Annotated in this window: 13 protein-coding genes; 6 read left to right on the forward strand and 7 right to left on the reverse strand. The window is 65.4% G+C overall.

The features are described from left to right. Positions 1-342: 342 nt before the first annotated feature. On the reverse strand, positions 343-1,053 hold the full coding sequence (locus EWM57_RS05550; RefSeq protein WP_165370423.1) for a response regulator transcription factor: 711 nt from the start codon (positions 1,051-1,053) through the stop codon (positions 343-345). Between the two features lie 145 nt (positions 1,054-1,198). Then, the gene (locus EWM57_RS05555; protein WP_129920151.1) at positions 1,199-3,799 is read right to left on the reverse strand and encodes a polynucleotide kinase-phosphatase; all 2,601 of its coding nucleotides are present in this window, start codon (positions 3,797-3,799) and stop codon (positions 1,199-1,201) included. A gap of 62 nt (positions 3,800-3,861) precedes the next feature. Here EWM57_RS05555 and EWM57_RS05560 point away from each other — a divergent pair, with 62 nt between their 5' ends. Continuing rightward, a complete protein-coding gene (locus EWM57_RS05560) occupies positions 3,862-4,326 on the forward strand; it encodes an SMI1/KNR4 family protein (protein WP_129920152.1) in 465 nt (154 codons plus the stop codon). A gap of 51 nt (positions 4,327-4,377) precedes the next feature. Here EWM57_RS05560 and EWM57_RS05565 read toward each other — a convergent pair whose 3' ends face one another. The 3 genes from EWM57_RS05565 to EWM57_RS05575 form a co-directional block, all read right to left on the reverse strand. Then, a complete protein-coding gene (locus EWM57_RS05565) occupies positions 4,378-6,366 on the reverse strand; it encodes an OmpA family protein (protein WP_129920153.1) in 1,989 nt (662 codons plus the stop codon). Positions 6,367-6,412: 46 nt separating this feature from the next. Next, positions 6,413-7,828, reverse strand: coding sequence for a 3' terminal RNA ribose 2'-O-methyltransferase Hen1 (locus tag EWM57_RS05570; protein WP_129920154.1), 1,416 nt, complete (start codon positions 7,826-7,828; stop codon positions 6,413-6,415). A 98-nt stretch (positions 7,829-7,926) separates the two neighbouring features. Beyond that, the gene (locus EWM57_RS05575; RefSeq protein ID WP_129920155.1) at positions 7,927-8,637 is read right to left on the reverse strand and encodes a M48 family metallopeptidase; all 711 of its coding nucleotides are present in this window, start codon (positions 8,635-8,637) and stop codon (positions 7,927-7,929) included. 208 nt (positions 8,638-8,845) lie between these two features. Between EWM57_RS05575 and EWM57_RS05580 the strand changes: the two genes are divergently transcribed. The 3 genes from EWM57_RS05580 to asnA all read left to right on the forward strand — a co-directional run bounded on the left by EWM57_RS05580 (position 8,846) and on the right by asnA (position 12,239). Further along, positions 8,846-9,859, forward strand: coding sequence for a S41 family peptidase (locus tag EWM57_RS05580; RefSeq protein WP_165370424.1), 1,014 nt, complete (start codon positions 8,846-8,848; stop codon positions 9,857-9,859). Positions 9,860-10,060: 201 nt separating this feature from the next. Further along, a complete protein-coding gene (locus tag EWM57_RS05585) occupies positions 10,061-10,768 on the forward strand; it encodes a PD-(D/E)XK nuclease-like domain-containing protein (RefSeq protein WP_129920157.1) in 708 nt (235 codons plus the stop codon). A gap of 463 nt (positions 10,769-11,231) precedes the next feature. After that, on the forward strand, positions 11,232-12,239 hold the full coding sequence (gene asnA / locus EWM57_RS05590) for an aspartate--ammonia ligase (RefSeq protein ID WP_129920158.1): 1,008 nt from the start codon (positions 11,232-11,234) through the stop codon (positions 12,237-12,239). 90 nt (positions 12,240-12,329) lie between these two features. Here asnA and EWM57_RS05595 read toward each other — a convergent pair whose 3' ends face one another. Further along, complete coding sequence (locus EWM57_RS05595; protein ID WP_129920159.1) at positions 12,330-15,320, reverse strand: glycosyltransferase family 117 protein; 2,991 nt, start codon at positions 15,318-15,320, stop codon at positions 12,330-12,332. A gap of 180 nt (positions 15,321-15,500) precedes the next feature. Between EWM57_RS05595 and EWM57_RS05600 the strand changes: the two genes are divergently transcribed. Together EWM57_RS05600 and EWM57_RS05605 are read left to right on the forward strand one after the other, a co-directional pair. Then, positions 15,501-16,886 carry a sensor histidine kinase gene (locus EWM57_RS05600; protein WP_129920160.1) on the forward strand — a complete coding sequence of 462 codons (1,386 nt, stop codon included), beginning with the start codon at positions 15,501-15,503 and terminating at the stop codon, positions 16,884-16,886. A gap of 9 nt (positions 16,887-16,895) precedes the next feature. Beyond that, entirely contained in the window at positions 16,896-17,582 is a 687-nt protein-coding gene (locus EWM57_RS05605; protein WP_129920161.1) for a response regulator transcription factor, read from the forward strand. A gap of 187 nt (positions 17,583-17,769) precedes the next feature. Here the strand turns inward: EWM57_RS05605 and EWM57_RS05610 are convergent, their stop codons facing one another. Next, on the reverse strand, positions 17,770-18,795 hold the full coding sequence (locus tag EWM57_RS05610; protein ID WP_165370425.1) for a zinc dependent phospholipase C family protein: 1,026 nt from the start codon (positions 18,793-18,795) through the stop codon (positions 17,770-17,772). Positions 18,796-18,927: the final 132 nt, after the last annotated feature.

Raw genomic sequence — 18,927 nt, forward strand, 5'->3', positions numbered from 1 at the left:
TTAGGGGAAGGCCGGAAAAAATGGCGCAATAGGATTGGTAGGGCGGAGAAATACTAAAGCAGGCGACACGCAGAAAAGCGCTGGCCAGCTAAAAGTATTTTATTTTGCTAATATTTATTTTATATTATAAAATATCAAAACAATTTTATTGATTTAATTTATTTGCCTCGCGGTTATTGGGGTATAGTTCTTTTGATCAAGGAGTTGCTTCTAAACAAGTGGGGCGCTATCCGGAGCCTGCCTGAATGCGAATGGTGCGCACAGGAAGTTTGGCAGCCGGACTGGCAAGCGTTACTAACCGCTGGCCGTGCGGCTGCCGTTATTTCAGCCGGGCTGCAGAGGTCACGAGCGCCGGGGGACGCCGGCTGATTCTGTCGCTTCCACGGGCGCAAAGCACAGCCAGCCCCGGCGCCGGGCGAAAAGTACGAGGGCCAGGGTGGTGCGCGTGCCGGTTTTGTGCAGCATCTGGCTGCGGTGGTACTCCACGGTGCGGACGCTCATGCCGAGGTATTCGGCAATGTCCTCGTTGGAATGGTCGTCGGCAACGAGGCGCAGTACCTCCAGCTGCCGGGGCGTGAAAATGGCTGGTGCCGGCGGCAGACCGCTGGCCGGGTCGGGCAGGCAGGGAAAAGTCCAGGCGGCGTAGTGCTGCCCGCCCTGCAACACTGCGGCCACCGCCTCGCTCACTTCGGACGGGGTGGCCGCCCGTGGGAGCAGTCCGGAAATGCGCTGGCGCACCAAGCGCAGAATGGTCAGCTCCGTGGCCGCCGCAGGTTCGAGAAGCGCAAGAATAGCCAGCTGGGGCTGCGCCGCGCGCAGGTCGGTGAGTAGTTGGGGCAACTCGCCGGCCGTATCGGGCAGGTTGGTTGTGAGGACAACCAACGCCGGTGGCTGACGGCTTACCAGCGCCATCAGCTCCGCCGCCGTGCCAGCCTCCCGCAGTGCATGCGCCGCAAATGTCTGGTTCAGCACGTACCGCAGCCCGCTGCGGAACAGGGGCTCGGCATCGGCCACCAGAATACCGCCCGGCGCGCAAAAGTCGGCAGTAGTCAACTCGGAAGAAGGCGGGGCGGGAGGCATAGCGTTTCTACCCGCAAAGGAGCCCCGCTCAGACCCGGCATAGCACCGTAGAACTACGCATTTTCCCTACCACGTATTTCTACCTAGTTGCCTCGGTCAGCTGCCCAAACGAATCCGGCTACAGGCGCGGATCCACGGCTTCGCTTTCCAGGGCCAGCACCCCAAATACGCACTGGTGCACCTGCCGCAGCGGGGCGCCGGCCACGAAGCGCTCCAGACCTTCCACGCCCAGGGCTAGCTCCCGCAGGGCCAGGTTACGCTTGGCTTTCACGCCCCGGTCACGCAGGCGCTCCAGGTTGCCGGGCAGCAGATAGTCGGGTCCGTAGATGATGCGCAGGTATTCGCGGCCCCGGCACTTCAGCGCCGGCTGCACCAGATTTTTGCGGCCCCCGGGAATGAAGTCGTAGGGCTTGACTACCATACCCTCGCCGCCGGCTGCGGTCAGGTCGAGCCACCACTGCGTGGCCGCTTCCACTTCGGCAATGTCGGCCAGGGGCACCACGCGGTAGGGCGTGGCCCGGAGCAGGCCTTCGTCGGCCAGGCTCAGCGCGCGCAGAGTTTCCATGTGCCAGGCGTGGTCCTTATCGAAGTAGGTGCGGCCCTCGGTGGCCAGCAGATGAAACGGCGCCAACTTCAGGTCGTCCAGGCTTTCCACGGGCCAGCAGTAGCGGCGGTAGGCGTCGGCGTAGTGGGCGGCGGCCGACTGGCGGGCCGTGGTGCGAGCCAGCAGCGCTTCCACGCCGTCGAGGCCGCGGGTGGCGGCCTGAGCAAGCACGGCGGCGGCTTCGGGCAGGGCGGCGGTGGCTGCGGCCGCCACGGCCGCGTACTGATTCTTGATCAGCTCCTGGGCCTTGGCCGACCAAGGCAGCAGCTCCGCGTCGAGGCAGACCCAGTCGGTCTGGAACCGTTCCCAGAACCCGGCCGTGGTCAGGGCCTGCTGCAGGCGAGTGATAAAGGCAGCTTCCAGGGCGGAATCAGTGAAAAAGTTGCGGCCGGTGCGGGTATACACCTTGCCCGCGCCTTCGCCCACCACGCCGAAGCGGCGGCGGGCGGCGTCCTCGTCGCAGGCCAGTACTACCACCACGCGGCTGCCCATGTGCTTTTCCTCGCACACCACTCGCTCCACGCCCTGGCGACGGAAGTAGTCGAAGGCCTCGGCGGGGTGCTCGAGCATATCGGGCAGGGCCGAGGTTTCGGACGGGCTCATGGTGGGCGGCAGATACAGCAGCCACTTCGGGTTCAGGGCAAAGCGCGACATCACTTCCAGAGCCGCCGCCGCGTTTTCCTCCCGAATCGTGACCGAGGGCAGCAGCCGGGTTTTGATGATCTGCTTGCCAGTCACGTCGCCGATGTCGAGCAGCTCGTCGTGCTGCTGCTGGGCCGTGAGCTGGACGGCTTCCTGGGCCGCTTCGGCGGGCCGCAACGGGCGCACCGGCTCGCAGTACACTTGGGCGGCAGGCACGCTCACCAGTTCCCGCTCGGGGTAGCGCAGGGCCGTCAGGCGCCCGCCAAACACGCAGCCCGTGTCAATGTCAATCGTGTTGTTGAGCCACTCCGGGTCGGGCACGGGCGTGTGGCCGTACACCACCATGGCCCGGCCGCGGTACTCCGAAGCCCAGTTGTAGCGCACGGGCAGGCCAAACTCGTCGATTTCCCCGGTCGTTTCGCCAAACAGGGCAAAGGCCCGCACGGCGCCGGAGCCCCGGCCCTGCATTTCCTCGCGCAACCCGGCGTGGGCCACTACCAGCTTGCCCCCGTCGAGCACGTAGTGACTCACCAGCCCGTCGAGAAACTGCCGCAGCTGGCTCTTGAACGTGTCCGATTCCGGGGCCAGCTGGGCTACCGTTTCGGCAAAGCCGTGCTGCTCATTGACCTGCTTGCCCAGCAGGTAGCGCAGCAGCTTGATGTCGTGGTTGCCGGGCACGCACAGGGCCGCCCCGCTCTGTACCATGCTCATCACCAGGCGCAGCACCTGGGGCGAGGCCGGGCCGCGGTCCACCAAATCCCCCAGAAACAACGCCCGGCGGCCGGCGGGAGCCGTCACGCGCACGCCCAGGTCGCGGGCATCGTGCACGGGCTCGTCCTGCACCGCGTAGCCCAGGGTAGTGAGCAGGAGCACCAGCTCGTCGTAGCAGCCGTGCACGTCGCCGATGATGTCGAAGGGGCCGGTTTCGGCTTTGCGGTTGCTGTAGAGCGGGTCGCGCACGATGCTCTGCACCGCGTCGATTTCCTCGGGGCCGCGCAGGTGGAAGATCTGGCGGAAGCCCTCGGCCTTGAGCGTTTTCAGGCTGCGGCGCAGCTGCTGCCGCTGCTGGGGCACCACGTGCCGGCCCATGTGCTGGCGCTCGGCGCGGGCGCGGTTGCGGTCCTCGGCCAGCCGGTCGGGCACGTCGAGGATGATGGCCGTAGGCAGCACATGGTAGTCGCGGGCCAGCTGCACGAGGGCTTTGCGGGCCTCGGGCTGCACGTTGGTAGCGTCCACGACCGTCAGCAAGCCGCGCTTGAGGCGCATGCCGACCAGGTAGTGCAGCAGGGCAAAGGCCGCGGGCGTGGCCGACTGGTCATTCTCATCATCCGCCACCAGGGCCCGACATTGGTCTGACGACACGACTTCGGTGGGCCGAAACAGGCGCCGGGCAAAGGTGGATTTTCCCGCCCCTGAGGTGCCAATGAGCAAGACCAGGGATAGTTCGGGGAGCTTCAGAGTCGTAAGGGGCATAATGGATAAGGAAAGGTAGCGGTGCTATATTTGGTTGATTCGGACTATAAGATTACACCTTTATGCCTAGTTCTGCGCTGATCCAACTGCTTACGGCCAACCCGGCGCAAACCGATATCAGCCTGTATCCGGCCGCCAGTGCGCAACTTGTCAGCCACTTCGAGGCGGAAATGGGACTGGTTTTACCGGCCGACTTTAAAGAGTTTTACTCGTTCTGCAACGGCTTTGAATCCGAAGAGGACGTGTTCCGGGTTATTCCGCTCGAAGAAATTCTAGAACGCAGGAGTGAGCACCCCAAAGGACAGTTTTACGTGGCTGAGTATCTCATCTACGGTGACATGTGGAAGGTTGAACTCAATGAAGAGCAGCCTGGCCGTTACCAGATTTCGAACCACGGCAGTGACGCGCTAACGATTGTGCTCACCGACTCTTTAGCGGAATTTATCGGACGGTTTCTGCAGGGCGGCGTTTTTGACGTTGCAGGCTTGTACGAGTGGCGGGAGGAAATCAAAAAGCAACTCCCCTAAGGACCACAGGGCTGTTTGGGCTTCCCGGCCGGAAGGGGAGCTGCGACCCCGTTACCGCAGCCCCGTCACCCGGAACTCCACCCGGCGGTTGAGCTGGCGGGTGGCTTCCCGCTCGTTGCTGGCCCGGGGTTCGGTGCCGCCCAGCCCCAGCCCGGTGATGCGCGCTTCGGCCACGCCGTGGCGGACCAGGTAGGCCTTGACTGCCGCCACGCGCTGCTCGCTGAGCACCACGATTTTCTGCGGGTCACCCACGTTGTCGGTGTGGCCGCGCAGCTCGATGGTGAGCTGGGGATTCTGGGTGAGCAAAGCCAGCAGCGGGTCGAGGGCGGGGTAGGAGGAGGGCAGCAGCACGGCCCGGCCTTTCTGAAACTGTACTTTGTCGAGCCGCAACGTGGCTCCGACGGCCAGGGGACGCAGCAGAATGTCCTGGGCCAGGCCACCCGCGGGGATTTTATAGGTGCTGTCGGCGGTAAGGTAGCCGGCCTGCCGCACCTGGGCCGCCAGAGTTTGCCCCGGTGCGGCCGGCACCGAGAAGCTGCCGTCGGCGGTCAGTGCGGCTGTGGTTTCGCGGCCATTGGCTTGCAGGCGCAGCTGAGCCTGGGGCAGGGGTTGGCGGGTGGTGGCGTCGAGTATTCGGCCGCGCCAGGCCGCCGTGGCCGCTGGTACGGGCGGCTGGCGGAAGATGTTGCAGCCGGCCAGGTCGGTGTAGACCCCGCTGCGCACCCGCCGGGCCTGGTGCCGATTCAGGTCTACCTGGTACACCGACTTCGGTCCGGCCAGGTACAGGTGACGGCGGCCGGCGGCATCGTTTTGCAGCTGTATGTCGCTGTAGCCGCCCTTGGCCGGCAGCCCGTCCAAGGGCAGCAGTTCGGGGGCGGGCTGGCCGGTGGCGAGGTTGATTTGGAGCAGGGAGCCGTCGGTGCTGTAGACCTGGTAGAGGGTGCCCGCCTCGTCGAGGCAGAAGTTGGCGTGGGTGCCCGCGCCGGCAAAGCCGATGGCCGCGTAGTAAGAAGCCCGCCGCACCGGGTCCGCTTCCCACACCAGGCTTACCGAGTCGGTGGTGGGGCTGACTTTCACCAGCTTGGCGGCATCGGCCGTGATGAAATAGAGGTTGCCGCGGGCGTCGGTAGAGGCGGCAATCCAGACGGTTTCGGGGCCCTGGGCCGGCAGCTGCCAGCGGGTGTAGGCGCCCTGGCGCAGGGCCGGGTCGTAGCGGTACACGTACTCGGGCGCGTCGGTGGGGGATTTGGTCACCGAGTACAGGCAGTTGTCGAAGCCCTTGGCCAGGGCGTACGACTGGAAGGGCAGGGCCCGGCGGTGCACCGTGGGTGAGGCGCTCAGGTCGGAGCCGGCAAACTCGTGGATGGTCTGGCAGTCGTCTTCCCATTGGTCGCCGTTGAAGCGCAGGGCGGCAATACCGTAGAACTTGTCGTCGCAGGGCTGGTCGGCGTAGCGGCGGCTGGGCAGGCCCTTGCCAATGAGCACCAAGGACTCCACCAGCCGGCGGCCCTCGCCCAGGGCGCGGGCGTCCTGGGCCACGGCGGCCCGGTACTCGAGCCGGTACTCGTAGCCGTTGCGCCAGAGCCGCCGCCCCACCACCCGGGTCGGGACGGCGGGCGCCGCATCCGGCACGAAAGTGTAATCATATTGCACCTGCTGGTAGAAGCCCACGTCGGAGCCGGCCAGGCGCAGGGCCTGCACCTGCGGCAGGGTGGCCAGCGCGCGCCGCAGCGAGTCGGCCTGCCCGCGGGCCAGCAGGTTAAGGTCTTTCTGGGCGTCGGGCAGGGGCCGGATGGTCAGCGTGACCACGGCCTGCGCCTGCTGCCAGGACGGGCCCAGGTAAAAGGCGGCGTCAGTAGGGTTGTCGAGCTGCTGCACCCACCAGCCGGAGGGGTACACGAGCCGGTAGCCCGAGCGGGCGTCGGTGTAGGTTTGCCCGCCCGCCGGGTTTTGCGCCCGCAGGTTTGCCCAGCTTATCACCAACGCCAACAGCAGCAAAAACTTCATCATCGAACAGACCAGATCAGAGCGGTTCTCCAAAAGTAGTCACCCCCGGCCCACATTTAATACGGAAGCCAACCTGGTATTACTGCTCAAACACGGCCAGCTGGGAGGGCGCGCCCACTTCCGGCGCCTGCGGGCCCAGCGGCTCGATGCGGACCCGGTAGCCGTGCCGGGCCGCCACGCCCTCGGCCCACTCCCGGAACTGGCTCTGGGTCCACTCGAAGCGGTGGTCGGCGTGGCGGAACTGCCCGGCCGACAGGGTTTCGTAGCGTTGGTTGTAGTCGGCATTGGGCGTCGTGACGAGCACGGCGCCGGGGCGGGCCCGGGCGAAGACGACCTGCTCGAAGGAGGCCAGCCGGCTTTCGTCGAGGTGCTCAATGACTTCCACGACGGCGGCCGCATCGTAGCCGGCCAGGCGCGGGTCGTGGTAGAGCACCGAGCCCTGGGCCAGGGTGAGCCGCTCCCGCTGCCGGGGCGGCATTTCGGCCAGGTGCAGGCGCTGAGCAGCCCGCTCCAGCTCCCGCCACGACACGTCGAGGGCCAGAATGTGCTCGACCTGTGGCTGCTGGAGCAGGCGACGCACCAGCTTGCCCTCGCCGCAGCCCAAATCCAGCACCCGCCGCGCCCCCAGCTCCCGGATTACCTCCGCGGCGCGGTCCAGACGCAGGTCGTGCAGGTTTTGCCGGGGCGTGCGTGCTTCCGCTACGGTCGGCTCGTCGGGCAGCGCTTCCTCGGCGGCCGGGTCGGTCGGGTCGGCTTGGTCACCGGCCAGCAGGCGCCGCAGGGTCGGATTGACGTACTCAGCCAGGCCCAGCAGGTAGCGCCGGGTGATAAACTCCCGGTCGGGGTGGGCGGGCAGCCAGGCGGCGCCGCGGTGCAGCAGCTTCTCGGCCTCGGCCTCGTTGATCCAGTAGTGCTTGTCGTTGTCGAGCACCGGAATCAGCACGTAGAGGTGGCTGAGCAGGTCGCGCAGGCGCAGGGCCGGGTGACGCAGGCGCAGGGTGAAGTAGCGGCTCTCGCCCCAGGCGGGCATGGTGGGGTCGAGCGGATGGGCCTCGGTCTGCACTTCGTAGCCCAGGGGCGCAAACAAACCTCGCAGCTGTTCGGCATTGGCAGCGGGCACCACGGCTACCAGGACTTCCAGGGGCAGTAGGGTCTCGGGCAACTCGGGGCGGTCCTTGCAGGTGCCGTTCATGGCCGTGTTAAAGGCTTTGCTCAGGGCCGTGCTCAAAAACGACGAAGCCGCGTAGGGCCGGTCATTGACGTACTGCTCCAGCGCGAAGCCTTCCCCGGCCGGCCCGTGGTGGTTGCGTACCAGCGCAATGGGGTCAATGTCGAGTAGCAGGGCGGCAGTGCAGCGCTCCGCGGTGGCTTCGGGGTAGAAGATGTGGGCCTGACCGTAGGCAATGTCCAGGGTCTGGAGCCGGGCGGGGTTTTTGTGCAGCAGGTAGCCCAGGTCGGTAGCGGGCTGGTGGGTAGTCGTAATAGTAAGCAGCATAGCAAGGCACGAAGGATATAAGCGGGAGCGGGCAAGTCAGGCCCGCCAGCCGCGCAAGTTATCGGAAATACGGCAGCCCGCCGGCCCCGGCCGCGCCGCTAGGAGCAGGGCTTCAGGTGGGTCGACTTAAGCAACTGCTGGGCTGCGCGCCAGTCGGGCATAAACTGGTCCATGAGCCCCCAGAAGCGCGGATTATGCAGCCGCTCGTGCAGGTGTACCAGCTCGTGCACCACCACGTAGGCCAGGCAGTGGGGCGCGTGCTTGATAAGCTCCAGGTTCAGCCAGATGCGCCGGGCGCGGATGTTGCAGGTGCCCCAGCGGGTGGTCATCCGCTTCACGGCCCAGGTGTCGGCCCGCACGCCCACCACCGGCTCCCACTGCGCCACCACGGCCGGCAGCTGCTCCTTGAGGCGGGCCCGGTACCAGGCGTGCAGGGCTTTTTCGCGCTGCTCCCGGGTGCTGTCCGCCGGCGCGTACAGGGCCAGCGTCGCGTCGTCGGCCATCAGCACCACGCGGGCGGCGCCAGCCGCCGGCTGCACGTGGAGCTGGTGGGGGCGGCCCAGGTAGAAGTGGGTTTCCCCGCTGACGTACTCGGGCACGGCCAGCTTGGGGCGGGCCTCAAACTGCTGCTGGTGCTTGCGAATCCAGGCCCGGCGCGCGGCCACAAAGGCCCGGATGGCCTCGTCGGGGGTGCGCAGGGGGGCCGCCACCCGCACCCGCCCGTCGGTGGCATACACGGTCAGGCGCAGGCTGCGGATATTTTTGCGGACTAACTCGACGTGCAGGTCGTCGACGGTGAACTGGGGCATGCGGAAAAAACGAAGGGGAGCAGACGGAGCCAGGAGTAAAAGTACAGCCCGGCGCCCTGAAACCGTGACGCGCCGGATTTCATTCCTGCAGCCCGCGGCGGCCAGATTAATCCGGAACGACTGGGTAGCTAGCGGCTGGGCCAGGCAACGCCATAGTTGTTCTGCGCATCTTGCCGGTATGAAGAAATTATGGCTATTCCTTTTATTTATGACCGGTACGCTGGTCGTCCGGGCCCAGTCCGCCCCCGCGCTGCTGCCGGATTCTCTGCAGGCCTACCTCGATAAAAGCCTGAGCCTGCTGCAGACCTACTCCCTGGAGCGCCGCCGCGTCGACTGGCCCCAGTTGCGCCAGGCAGTGTACCAGAAAGCCCAGGGCGCCCGCACCGTGCGCGACCTGCTGCCCATCTACCCCTTTATCTTCGAGCAGCTCCAGGACGACCACGGCTGGCTGACCTACCAGGACAAAACCTACAAGTGGCGCAACCCCGCCCGCGTGCCCTACGCCAACGCGGCCGTGAAGGCGGCCCTGGCCCAGAAGCCGGGCATACGGGTGCGACGACTGCCGGGCAACGTGGGCTACATCCAGTTGCCGGGCATCAATGCCGGGGGCAGTATGGCCGCCCAGCGCGCCGCGGCCCAGGTGGTGCGGGATTCGGTCTGCCGCCTCCAGCCCGACAAGATCAAGGCCTGGATTCTTGACCTGCGCCTCAACGACGGCGGGGCCATGGCGCCCATGCTCGGCGGCCTGGCCCCGCTGCTGGGCGACGGCCACCTCGGCGGCTTCGTGGGGCAGAATGGTCAGCCCCAGGAGCAGTGGTACCTCAAACAGGGCAACTTCTACCTCGACACGTTGCAGATAACGGATCTGACGGCCTGCTGGCCCGGCAAGAAAACCACCCGGCCCATTGCCGTGCTGCTCAGCGGCCGCACCGCCAGCTCGGGCGAGATTGTGGCCATTAGCCTGAAGGGCCGCCCGGCCACGCGCTTCTTCGGGGAACCCACCTACGGTGCTACCACCGCCAACGAAAGCTACCGCATTAGTGGCACGTCCTACCTCACCATTGCCGGCACGCTCGATGCCGACCGCCAGGGCACCGCTTACCGCACCCGCCTCGTGCCCGACGTGCTTATTGCCGAAGGCGACAACTTTCTGGACCTCAACCAGGATGCCAAGGTGGCCGCGGCGCTGCGGTGGCTCAAAACCGCCCGGCCCGGTAAATAAGGCGCAATTGGCCTGATAGTGAGAGGACTACGAGGCGGGAACGGCGGATTGTGCGGGGTGGGCATCCCGGTGCCCCAACACAATCCGCCGCTATCTGTATATTGGTTGAACTAAGCGCGCCGGCGGGCACCCGAATGCTCCCGCTGGTGTTGTTTAGTAGGTCCCCCAGACCGCCCACCCATTCTTTTGCTCCCTCGCCCAGTGACTTCTCCTTCCCCCGAGCCCTACCACCGCCCCGACCTACTCCGGATTCCCTACGACGACTACCGGGCCCTGCCCGCCATTGCCAACTCCGACCTCTCCCGCCTGCGCGATGCCCTGAACGGCCGCTACGAAAAGCCCGCCTCCATGTCGGGGGCGCTGGGGCTGGGCACGGCCTTTCACACGGCCCTGCTCGAGCCCGACCTCTACGAAGGCGGGCAGCCCGGCATCAACGACTCGCTGGTGTGGTGGATGGTGGAAGGCGTGCGGCTCAAGCCCGAGCTCGTCGATTTGCTCGACGCGGGCACGCCCGAGCCCAGCTGCATCTTCACCGAGCCGACGACCAACACCCTCTGCAAGCTGCGCGCCGACTTGGTGGTGCCCGAAACCGACCAGGGCTACACCATCATCGACTTTAAAACTACCGCCGCCCGCGACTACGACCATTTCCTGGCCCAGTGCAGCGGCTACGACTACGACCGGCAGGCCGCCTTTTACCTCGACGCGCTACGGGCCGACCGGTTTCTGCTCGTGGGGGTGCAGAAGGTGGAGCCTTTTAGCGTGTTCACCGTGGAAGTATCGCCGCACATGCTCGAGGAGGGACGGGCCAAGTACCTGCGGCTGCTGCGGTTTTTGCAGCCCGCGGCCCAGGTGCCCTCGTATTTGTCGGATGCCGTGCGCGACATCACCCAGGGCCTGAGTGGGTAGCGCGCCCCGGCGCCGGCTGGACAAAACCGGGAAATGCTGCGCGGATTCGCCGTTCTGAGAAAAATTTGCCCGATTTAATTTGGATGTAATTTCTGGTTAGCCTATACTTGCCAACATCAGCTCAAAAAGCATTCGAAAATGACGCTTTTCCTCAGCAATAACTTCCAGAATAATAACTCGAATAATAATTTATTTCGAGACAGGGAGGCTATTGTTCCAAAGGAAAAACGAGAGAACAATATTTAACAAAAAGAGCCTTCCTGTTAGCGGGAAGGCTCTTTTTTTGCGCCCGCCACTTCCCACCCGCAGCATTCTGCAAATTCCCAAGGCGGCATCTTCCGTCGTTTTTTAACGCGGCACTTACCGGTTTCTCAAAAAAAGCTACCCACCCGGGGAACGGTAATTCTCTGCGCCAAACTCAAGCATTTTTCACCTCCGAATATTCATCCTAAACCCTTTTGCCATGACTGCCCCGCAACTCCTGAAAACCGAAGAGTCCATTGGATTCGTGAAAGAAACCTTCGCCCGTGAACTGGCCCGCCAGCTCCACCTGAGCAAGGTGTCGTCGCCTATTGCCGTGCTCGACGGCACCGGCATCAACGACGACCTGAACGGGGTGGAGCGGGCCGTGGGCTTCCCCATCAAGGCCCTGGATGAGCAGCGCGCGGTGGTGGTGCACTCCCTGGCCAAGTGGAAGCGGGTGCGCCTGCGCGAGCTGGGTATCGAGCCGGGCCGGGGCCTGCTCACCGACATGCGCGCCCTGCGTCCCGACGAAGACTACAGCCCCATCCACTCCATCTACGTCGACCAGTGGGACTGGGAGCAGCACATGGCCCCCGAGCAGCGCACCATTGCGTTTTTGAAGGCTACAGTCGAGAAAATCTACGCCGCCCTACAAGCCACCGAGGCCCAGGTCGTGGCTGAGTACCCCGAAATTACGCCCGTGCTGCCGGGCAAAATCACGTTTCTCTACGCCGAGGATTTGCTGCGCCAATACCCCGACCTGACGCCCAAGCAGCGGGAGCACGAAGCTACCCGGCAGTACGGCGCCGTGTTCTTGATGGGCATCGGCGGGGAGCTGACCCACGGCGAGCCCCACGACGGCCGTGCCCCCGACTACGACGACTGGAGCACCCCCAACGAAGACGGCCACCAGGGGCTCAACGGCGACATTCTGCTCTGGCACCCGGTACTGCAAACCTCGTTTGAGGTGTCGTCGATGGGCATCCGGGTCGATAAGCACGCCCTGGCCCGGCAGCTCGAGCTGCGCGGCTGCTCCGAGCGGAGCACCCTGCGCTTCCACGACCTGTTGCTCACCGACCAGCTGCCCCAGAGCATTGGCGGGGGCATCGGCCAGTCCCGGGTGTGCATGTTTATGCTGCGCAAGGCCCATATCGGTGAAGTGCAGGTCAGCATCTGGCCCGAGTCGGTCCGCCGGGAACTGGTGGGTACCGGCGTGGAGCTGCTGTAGGCAGCGCCTTTGCCGCAACGCCCAACGGGGAGAGCAGACCGTCGGCTGCTCTCCCCGTTGGGCGTTGCGGCGAAACCGAGGTTCGCGGCTTTACTGGCGCAGATAGGGCTCCAGCAGTACCAGGGCCTGCCGGGCCCGGGCCGAGTCGCCGACCTGCTCGGCGGCTAGGTAGAGCTGCTGGGCCGTGCCCACGTGCTGGCCCAGCTCCCGGTCGAACAAGGGGTGGGCGCCGTTGGCGTAGTACAGCAGCCCGCGCCGGGTCCGGTCGAGCAGTACGTCGAGCAGCTTGTTGGCCCGCTGCCGCTCCCCGCCGACCACCAGGGCGGGCACGAGCTGGGGCGAGTAGTAGTCGTAGGCAATGGCCTGGTCGGGCATCACGGCCAGGCACCGGTCGGCCACGCGCCGGGCTGTGGCCACGTCGCCGGCGGCCAGGTAGGCCGAAGCCAGGCGGGCAAACTTCTCGCGGTAATTGGCCGGAAACAGCAGGCTGTGCTCGTCGTGCAGCAGGCTGCCGTCGTTCAGACCCCGGAAGGCGAACTTCTGCATCAGGTTCCGGTAAAGCAGGTCTTTGGCCACGTAGCCGGGCTCCCCGCGCGGGGAATAATCGGGGTTGTGCAGCGGCAGCACCCGCCAGGCCAGGCCTTCGAGCTGGAAGTAGGGCTCCAAGCCCAGGTGGTCTTCCGACCGGGCCACGGTGGTGGCAAAGTACACCGGCCGCTTCCACTGATTCGCCGCCAGCATATCGAGAATAAACAGCGTTTTCTTTTCCAGCGCCCCTTTGCCCAGGTTAAACTCCAGCCGGCTCACGAGCTGCCGGCGCCGGTCCTGCGGGATGATACCCAGGGCCTTCACGGCCGCCGTATCCACGGGTAGGTAGAAGTTGGGGGAGGGGAAAGACAGAAGCGGGTCGCCCTGGCCGTAGCTAACCTTCAGCAGGTCGCTGCGCTGCCCCACCAAGCCGATAAACTCCGGCAGGTTCACGCTCGGCACGGCCGGATTGGCCACGTAGGGTAGGTAGTCGTTGGTGCCCTGGGCGTAGTCGGCGGCCGGGAGCGTGCCGGGTAGCGGCGCCGACGCGTTGCTTTGTTGGCGCATCTGGTTGATGTACCAGTCGGTATTGAGGTAGCTGAGCACGGCCACGCGCACGTCGGTGCGGAAGCCCTCGACCTGCTGGGCGTACCAGAGCGGGAAGGTGTCGTTGTCGCCGTTGGTAAACAGAATGGCGTTCGGGGCGCAGGAGTTGAGCAGATTCTTGGCCGAGTCCACCGCCGTGTACCGGTCCGACCGGTCGTGGTCGTCCCAGCCCTGGGCGGCCATTAGCCCCGGGACTAGCAACCCCACGAGGGTCGCCACAGTAGCCCGGGTGGTATCCGCTTTCAGGATTGATTTGAGCAACTCCGCTAAGCCGAGCACGCCCAGGCCAATCCAGATGGCAAAGGCGTAGGTGCCGCCGGTGAAGGTGTAGTCCCGCTCCCGGGGCTCGATGGGCGGCTGGTTGAGGTAAATAACGATGGCCAGGCCGGTGAAGACAAACAGCAGACCCACGACAAAGGCGTTGCGCCCGTCGCGGCGGGCCTGGTAGAACAAACCCAGCAGGCCCAGAATCAGCGGAATAGCGTAGAAATTATTGCGGGATTTGCTGTCGGCAATGCGCTCCGGCAACTCGGCGCGGCTGCTTTCCCAGGGCCAGAGCACGCCGGCCTGCTGGACGTCACTTTCCCGGCCTACAAAGTTCCAGAGGAAGTAGCGCCAGTACATGTGGCCAACCTGGTACCTGAACAGAAAGCTCAGATTCTGGCCCATCGTGGGCTTCACGCCCTCCTGAAGGTCGACCCACTGCTGGTAGTAGGGCAGCCTGGACGGGCCGCCGTCGGCGTAGATGCGGGGCAGCAGCATCTGATCTTCCGGGGCGTACACCAGCTCCTGCTTCCGCTCGGCCACCGCGTACCGGCCGTCCTGGCGCACGTAGCGCGGGCCGGCGTCCTGCTGGGCCACGGGCTGGGCAAAGATGTGCGGACCGTAGAGCAAAGGGCGGGACCCGTACTGCTCCCGCTTGAGGTAGCTCACGAAGCTGAGCACGTCGTCGGGCGCGTCCTGGTTGACCGGCGGGTGGTAGGAGCTGCGAATCGGGACAATCAGGTAGGAGGAGTAGCCAATCAGAATGAACACGAAGCTCAGCAGGGCCGTGTTCAGCAGCCGGTTGTGGGTGCGAAACGAGGTGCGAAACCCGAACCAGATCAGGCCCACGAACCCCACCAGGAAAATCACCAGCCCGAAGTTGAAGGGCAGCCCGATTGAATTGACGAAGAACACCTCAAACGCGCCCGCCAGCGTGGGCAGGCCCGGGATGATGCCGGCCAGAATCAGGCCCACAATCACGCTGCTGACGACCAGCGTCAGCATGCCCCCGGCCAGGGTGGGGGCGGCATGGCGGCGGTAGTAGTAGATAAAGCCCAGGGCCGGAATGGCCAGCAGGTTGAGCAAGTGCACGCCGATGCTCAGGCCGATGACCAGCGCAATCAAGAGCAGCCACTTGTCCGAGTCGGGCTCGTCGGCGCGGTTTTCCCACTTGAGCATGATCCACACCACCACGGAGGTGCACAGGGCCGACATGGCGTAGACCTCGGCCTCGACGGCATTAAACCAGAACGAGTCGGAGAAGGCGAAGGCCAGCGCCCCGACCGCGCCCGCGCCCAGAATCAGCGCGGTCTGCCCGCCGGTGGGCTCGGCGAGGCGGTCGTTCGGCAGGCCGGGGCGGTGCAGCACGAGCTTTTTGGCCAGCATGGTGATGGTCCAGAACAGAAACAGCACGGTAAAGGAGCTGCTCAGGGCCGAGAGCGTGTTGATCAGCACCGAGACCTTGGTCACGTCGCCGAAGGCGAAGAGCGAGAACAGGCGGCCCAGCAGCAGAAAGGTGGGCGCGCCGGGCGGGTGGGGCACCAGCAGCTTGTAGGAGCAGGCAATGAACTCGCCGCAGTCCCAGAACGAGGCCGTCGGCTCCAAGGTCAGCAGGTAAGTGAGGGTGGCCAGGGCAAACACCAGCCAGCCCACCAGATTATTCAAACGACGAAAGGAGCGCATACGAGGACGAAAACGGTACGGGGCCGGGGTGCCGGAAGTCGGCGGCGGCCACGGGGCAAAGGACCGCCGCCGGGGTGTAAACGACTGTTATTTTGTGTTAAGGAGTGTTAAGCGCTTGGTTGGGCCGGTCCCGCGCCCGTACCTTCGAAGGACTGCCCGCTCACCCCTTGCCCCGTTGCCATGAAAAGCCGCCTGCGTACCATCTTCTGGCTGATGAGCCTGTGCATGCTGGGCATCAACGGCTTCCAGGGCTACTGGCTCTACACCACCTACCAGCTCACCACGGCCCAGTTTGCCCGCACCGCCCACGAGGCCCTGCTCACCGTATTGCAGCGCCAGCAGCTGGCCGAGCTGCAAGCCCTGCTCCGGCCCGCCGCCGGGCCCGAAGCCTACGGGCGCGTGGCCCTGCCCGTGCGCCAGCTGGATGCTGCCGGCCGCACCCGACTGCGCCAGCTATTGCAGGTGGGCCGCCGGGTGCCGGCCAGCGCCGTGGCCGCCCGCCGGCAGGAGGACAGCGTGGCGCAGGCGCTGCTGCACTTTCTGCTCCAGAGTAGTGACACGGCTCCCACGCTCAACCTCTCGCACCTAGCCGCGGCCTACCAGACCGAGCTGCGCCTGCGCGGGGCCGAGGCTGCCTTCCGGTTTGATACCGTGGCCACGGCCGGCCCCCGGCGCGCCCTGGTTCTGCCCGCTGGCTACGCCGTGCAGACGCCCCCCGTGGCCCTGCCGGCCCTGCCTCGGGTGGCGGTGCAGGCCTCGTTTCAGCCCCCGGTATTCTACGCCCTGCGCCAGATGGGCGGTTTGTTGGCCGGTTCCGTGGCTTTGCTGGCCCTCACCACGGCCTGCTTCGGGCTGATGCTGGCCACCATTCTGCGCCAGAAGAAGCTCTCCGAAATCCGGGAGGACTTCGTCAATAATATGACCCACGAGCTGAAAACCCCGCTGGCCACGGTGACGGCGGCCGTGGAGGCGCTCCAACATTTCGGCGCCCTGCAAGACCCTGCCAAGGCCCAGGCCTACCTCGCCATTTCCCGGCACGAGCTGGAGCGCCTTTCCGGGCTGGTCGACCACGTGCTGCACATGGCCGTGGCCGAGCGGGAGCCGCTGCAGCTGGCGCCCGAAACGGTGCGCCCCGCCGAGCTGGTGGCTGAGCTCGTGGCCCAGCACCAGCTCACGGCCGCCAAAGCCGTGCGCTTCGCCGTGGAGGTGGCCCCGGCCGCCATCCGCTGCGACCGGCTCCACCTGCGCAACGTTATCAGCAACCTGATCGACAACGCCATCAAGTACTCCCGCGACCAGGTCACGATTACCATCCAGGGGCAGCCCGAAAGCGCGGGCTGGCGCCTGACGGTCACTGACGACGGCATCGGCATCCCGGCTGACTACCAGCCGGCCGTCTTCGACCGTTTTTTCCGGGTGCCCACCGGCAATCTGCACCTAGTGAAGGGCTTCGGGCTGGGGCTCTACTACGTGCGGCAGGTCATTGAGCGCCACGGCGGGCAGCTGCGCCTGCACAGCAGTCCGGGCCGGGGCAGCGCCTTTTCCTTCTGGCTTCCCGCCCTGTAAGTGCGCTCGATGGCAACGGTTCTACTGGTGGAAGACGAGGCGGCGCTGGCCCTCATCGTGCAGGATAGCCTGGCCGTGCGCGGCTTTCGGGTGCAGCACGCCGCCGACGGGGAGCAGGGCCTGCGCCTGTTTCGGGAGCACGCCCCCGACATTGTGGTGGCCGACGTGATGCTGCCCCGCCTCGACGGCTTTGCATTGGCCGAGCAGGTGCGCCGCGAAAACCCGACCGTGCCCATCATTTTCCTCACGGCCCGGTCGCAGCCCGCCGACGTGGTGCGGGGCTTCGAGCTGGGCGGCAACGACTACCTGAAAAAGCCCTTCAGCATGGACGAGCTGGTGGTGCGCATCCGGGCCCTGCTCGGCCGCGCTGCCCTGGCGCCGCCGGCTCCGGCCGCCAGCCCTGAGCTGCTGCGCATTGGCCGCTACGAGTTTGCCTACGCCCAGCAGAAGCTGCGCCTGGCCGAGGCGGAGGTGCAACTCACCAACCGCGAAGCCGAGCTGCTCAAGCGCCTCCACGACCAGCGCAACCAGGTGCTCGAACGCTCGGCGGTGCTGCGGGAGCTCTGGGGCGACGACCACTTTTTCAACGGCCGCAGCCTCGACGTGTTCGTCACCCGCCTGCGCCGCTACCTGCGCGCCGACCCGGAGGTGCAAATTCTCAACATCCGCGGCATCGGCTACAAGCTGCTGTGTTGAACGGGTGTAGAGACGCAACCCTGGGTCTCGGGGTCCGCGCCGTCTGATCTTTGTAACGATTGTCGTTCAACGAATGAGACGCAAGGTTGCGTCTCTACATCGGTCTGACTGCTGGTGATAAACAAAAAACGTCCGTCAGGCGGAGCAAACTCAGCCTGACGGACGTCAGCAAGGGGCCGGGGCGGGCCTACTTCAGGGTTTCGAACTCCGGGAAGGAGGAGAAGTCCACGAGCTTGCCTTTCTGGATCAGCTTGAGCTCGGTCTTCAGGTTTTTCGCGTTGCTGCGGGTGGTGTACTCGGTATCAAGCTTGGCCAGGTCGGGCTTGCCGGCATTCACCCAGGCGGTGTACCAGTAGTCGGCCGCGGCCTGGGTGGCCGTGCGCAGCTGGCGCTCCACCATGTGCTTGAGGGCCGTGTGGTAGCTCGTGGCGTAGGGCAGGGCGTGCACTTGGCTGTTGAACACGTTCTTCTTGATCTGCCCCTGGGCATCCACGGCGTAGACCTGGGCGGCCGGGGTGGCGGCGGCCAGGGTTTTCTCGATGCTGAGCAGGGTGTCGGCGGCGGCGTGGCTCTGGGCCAGGATGCGCCAGGTTTCGGCTACCGGGTCAATGACCTTGGGCTGGGCCACCTTGAAATTGTAGCTGCTGCCAAACTGCTCCACCAGCTGCGACTCAAAAAAGGCGTGGATACCCTTCTGGCCGGTGAGCTGGCCGTCGTGGTTGGCGGAGGTGTGCAGGGGCTGCACGGCGTCGCCGAGGTAGTGGCCCAGGTCGGCGGCAATGAAGAGAATATCATCCTTGCGCCCGTTTTTCATGGCCTGGGTCAGCTTGCCCATCATGTCCTGAATGTACCAGGGTAGGCGGCCGCTCTTGTCCAGAAACGCCGGGTCGTACTTGGCGTAGGCTTCCTTCGAGGTCTGGGGCAGCTGGCTGATGGGGCCGGGGCCGTAGTCTTCCAGGTCAATGAAGTGGCGCGGAAACTCCGCCCGGTCGTTGATGGTGTACTTGCGCAGGTCCGGAATCACTGATTCCTCCACCATGAAGTCGATGTGGTTGTAGAAGAGCGTGCGCAAGGCCGGGGGCAGGGCCAGCACGGCGGCGCGGTTGATGCGCTGGTGCCCCCAGGTGCCCCAGGCCGACAACAGGGAAGGGGCGGCCACGAGCAGGGCCGTGACGGGCAGCCAGCGGCGCACCCGACGAGAGAGGTTGAACATGAGAAAAGCGAGGCAAATAGGTGAGAAACGAAAAGCGAAGTTCTGCGCTTTGCGGGCAGGAACAAAGCCGGCCGCCTTGGAAAAATGCAGGCGGCCGGCAATTTTTCTACCGCACCTAACCCCCTGCGGCGG

This window comes from Hymenobacter persicinus, assembly GCF_004167665.1.
In the GTDB taxonomy this organism is placed as follows: domain Bacteria; phylum Bacteroidota; class Bacteroidia; order Cytophagales; family Hymenobacteraceae; genus Hymenobacter; species Hymenobacter persicinus.

Bases quoted from the DNA above. Each gene is read 5' to 3' on its own strand.
- EWM57_RS05610 (WP_165370425.1), bottom strand. From the start codon at position 18,795: ATGTTCAACCTCTCTCGTCGGGTGCGCCGCTGGCTGCCCGTCACGGCC.
- asnA (WP_129920158.1), top strand. From the start codon at position 11,232: ATGACTGCCCCGCAACTCCTGAAAACCGAAGAGTCCATTGGATTCGTG.
- EWM57_RS05605 (WP_129920161.1), top strand. From the start codon at position 16,896: ATGGCAACGGTTCTACTGGTGGAAGACGAGGCGGCGCTGGCCCTCATC.
- EWM57_RS05560 (WP_129920152.1), top strand. From the start codon at position 3,862: ATGCCTAGTTCTGCGCTGATCCAACTGCTTACGGCCAACCCGGCGCAA.
- EWM57_RS05595 (WP_129920159.1), bottom strand. From the start codon at position 15,320: ATGCGCTCCTTTCGTCGTTTGAATAATCTGGTGGGCTGGCTGGTGTTT.
- EWM57_RS05575 (WP_129920155.1), bottom strand. From the start codon at position 8,637: ATGCCCCAGTTCACCGTCGACGACCTGCACGTCGAGTTAGTCCGCAAA.
- EWM57_RS05570 (WP_129920154.1), bottom strand. From the start codon at position 7,828: ATGCTGCTTACTATTACGACTACCCACCAGCCCGCTACCGACCTGGGC.
- EWM57_RS05580 (WP_165370424.1), top strand. From the start codon at position 8,846: ATGACCGGTACGCTGGTCGTCCGGGCCCAGTCCGCCCCCGCGCTGCTG.
- EWM57_RS05600 (WP_129920160.1), top strand. From the start codon at position 15,501: ATGAAAAGCCGCCTGCGTACCATCTTCTGGCTGATGAGCCTGTGCATG.
- EWM57_RS05555 (WP_129920151.1), bottom strand. From the start codon at position 3,799: ATGCCCCTTACGACTCTGAAGCTCCCCGAACTATCCCTGGTCTTGCTC.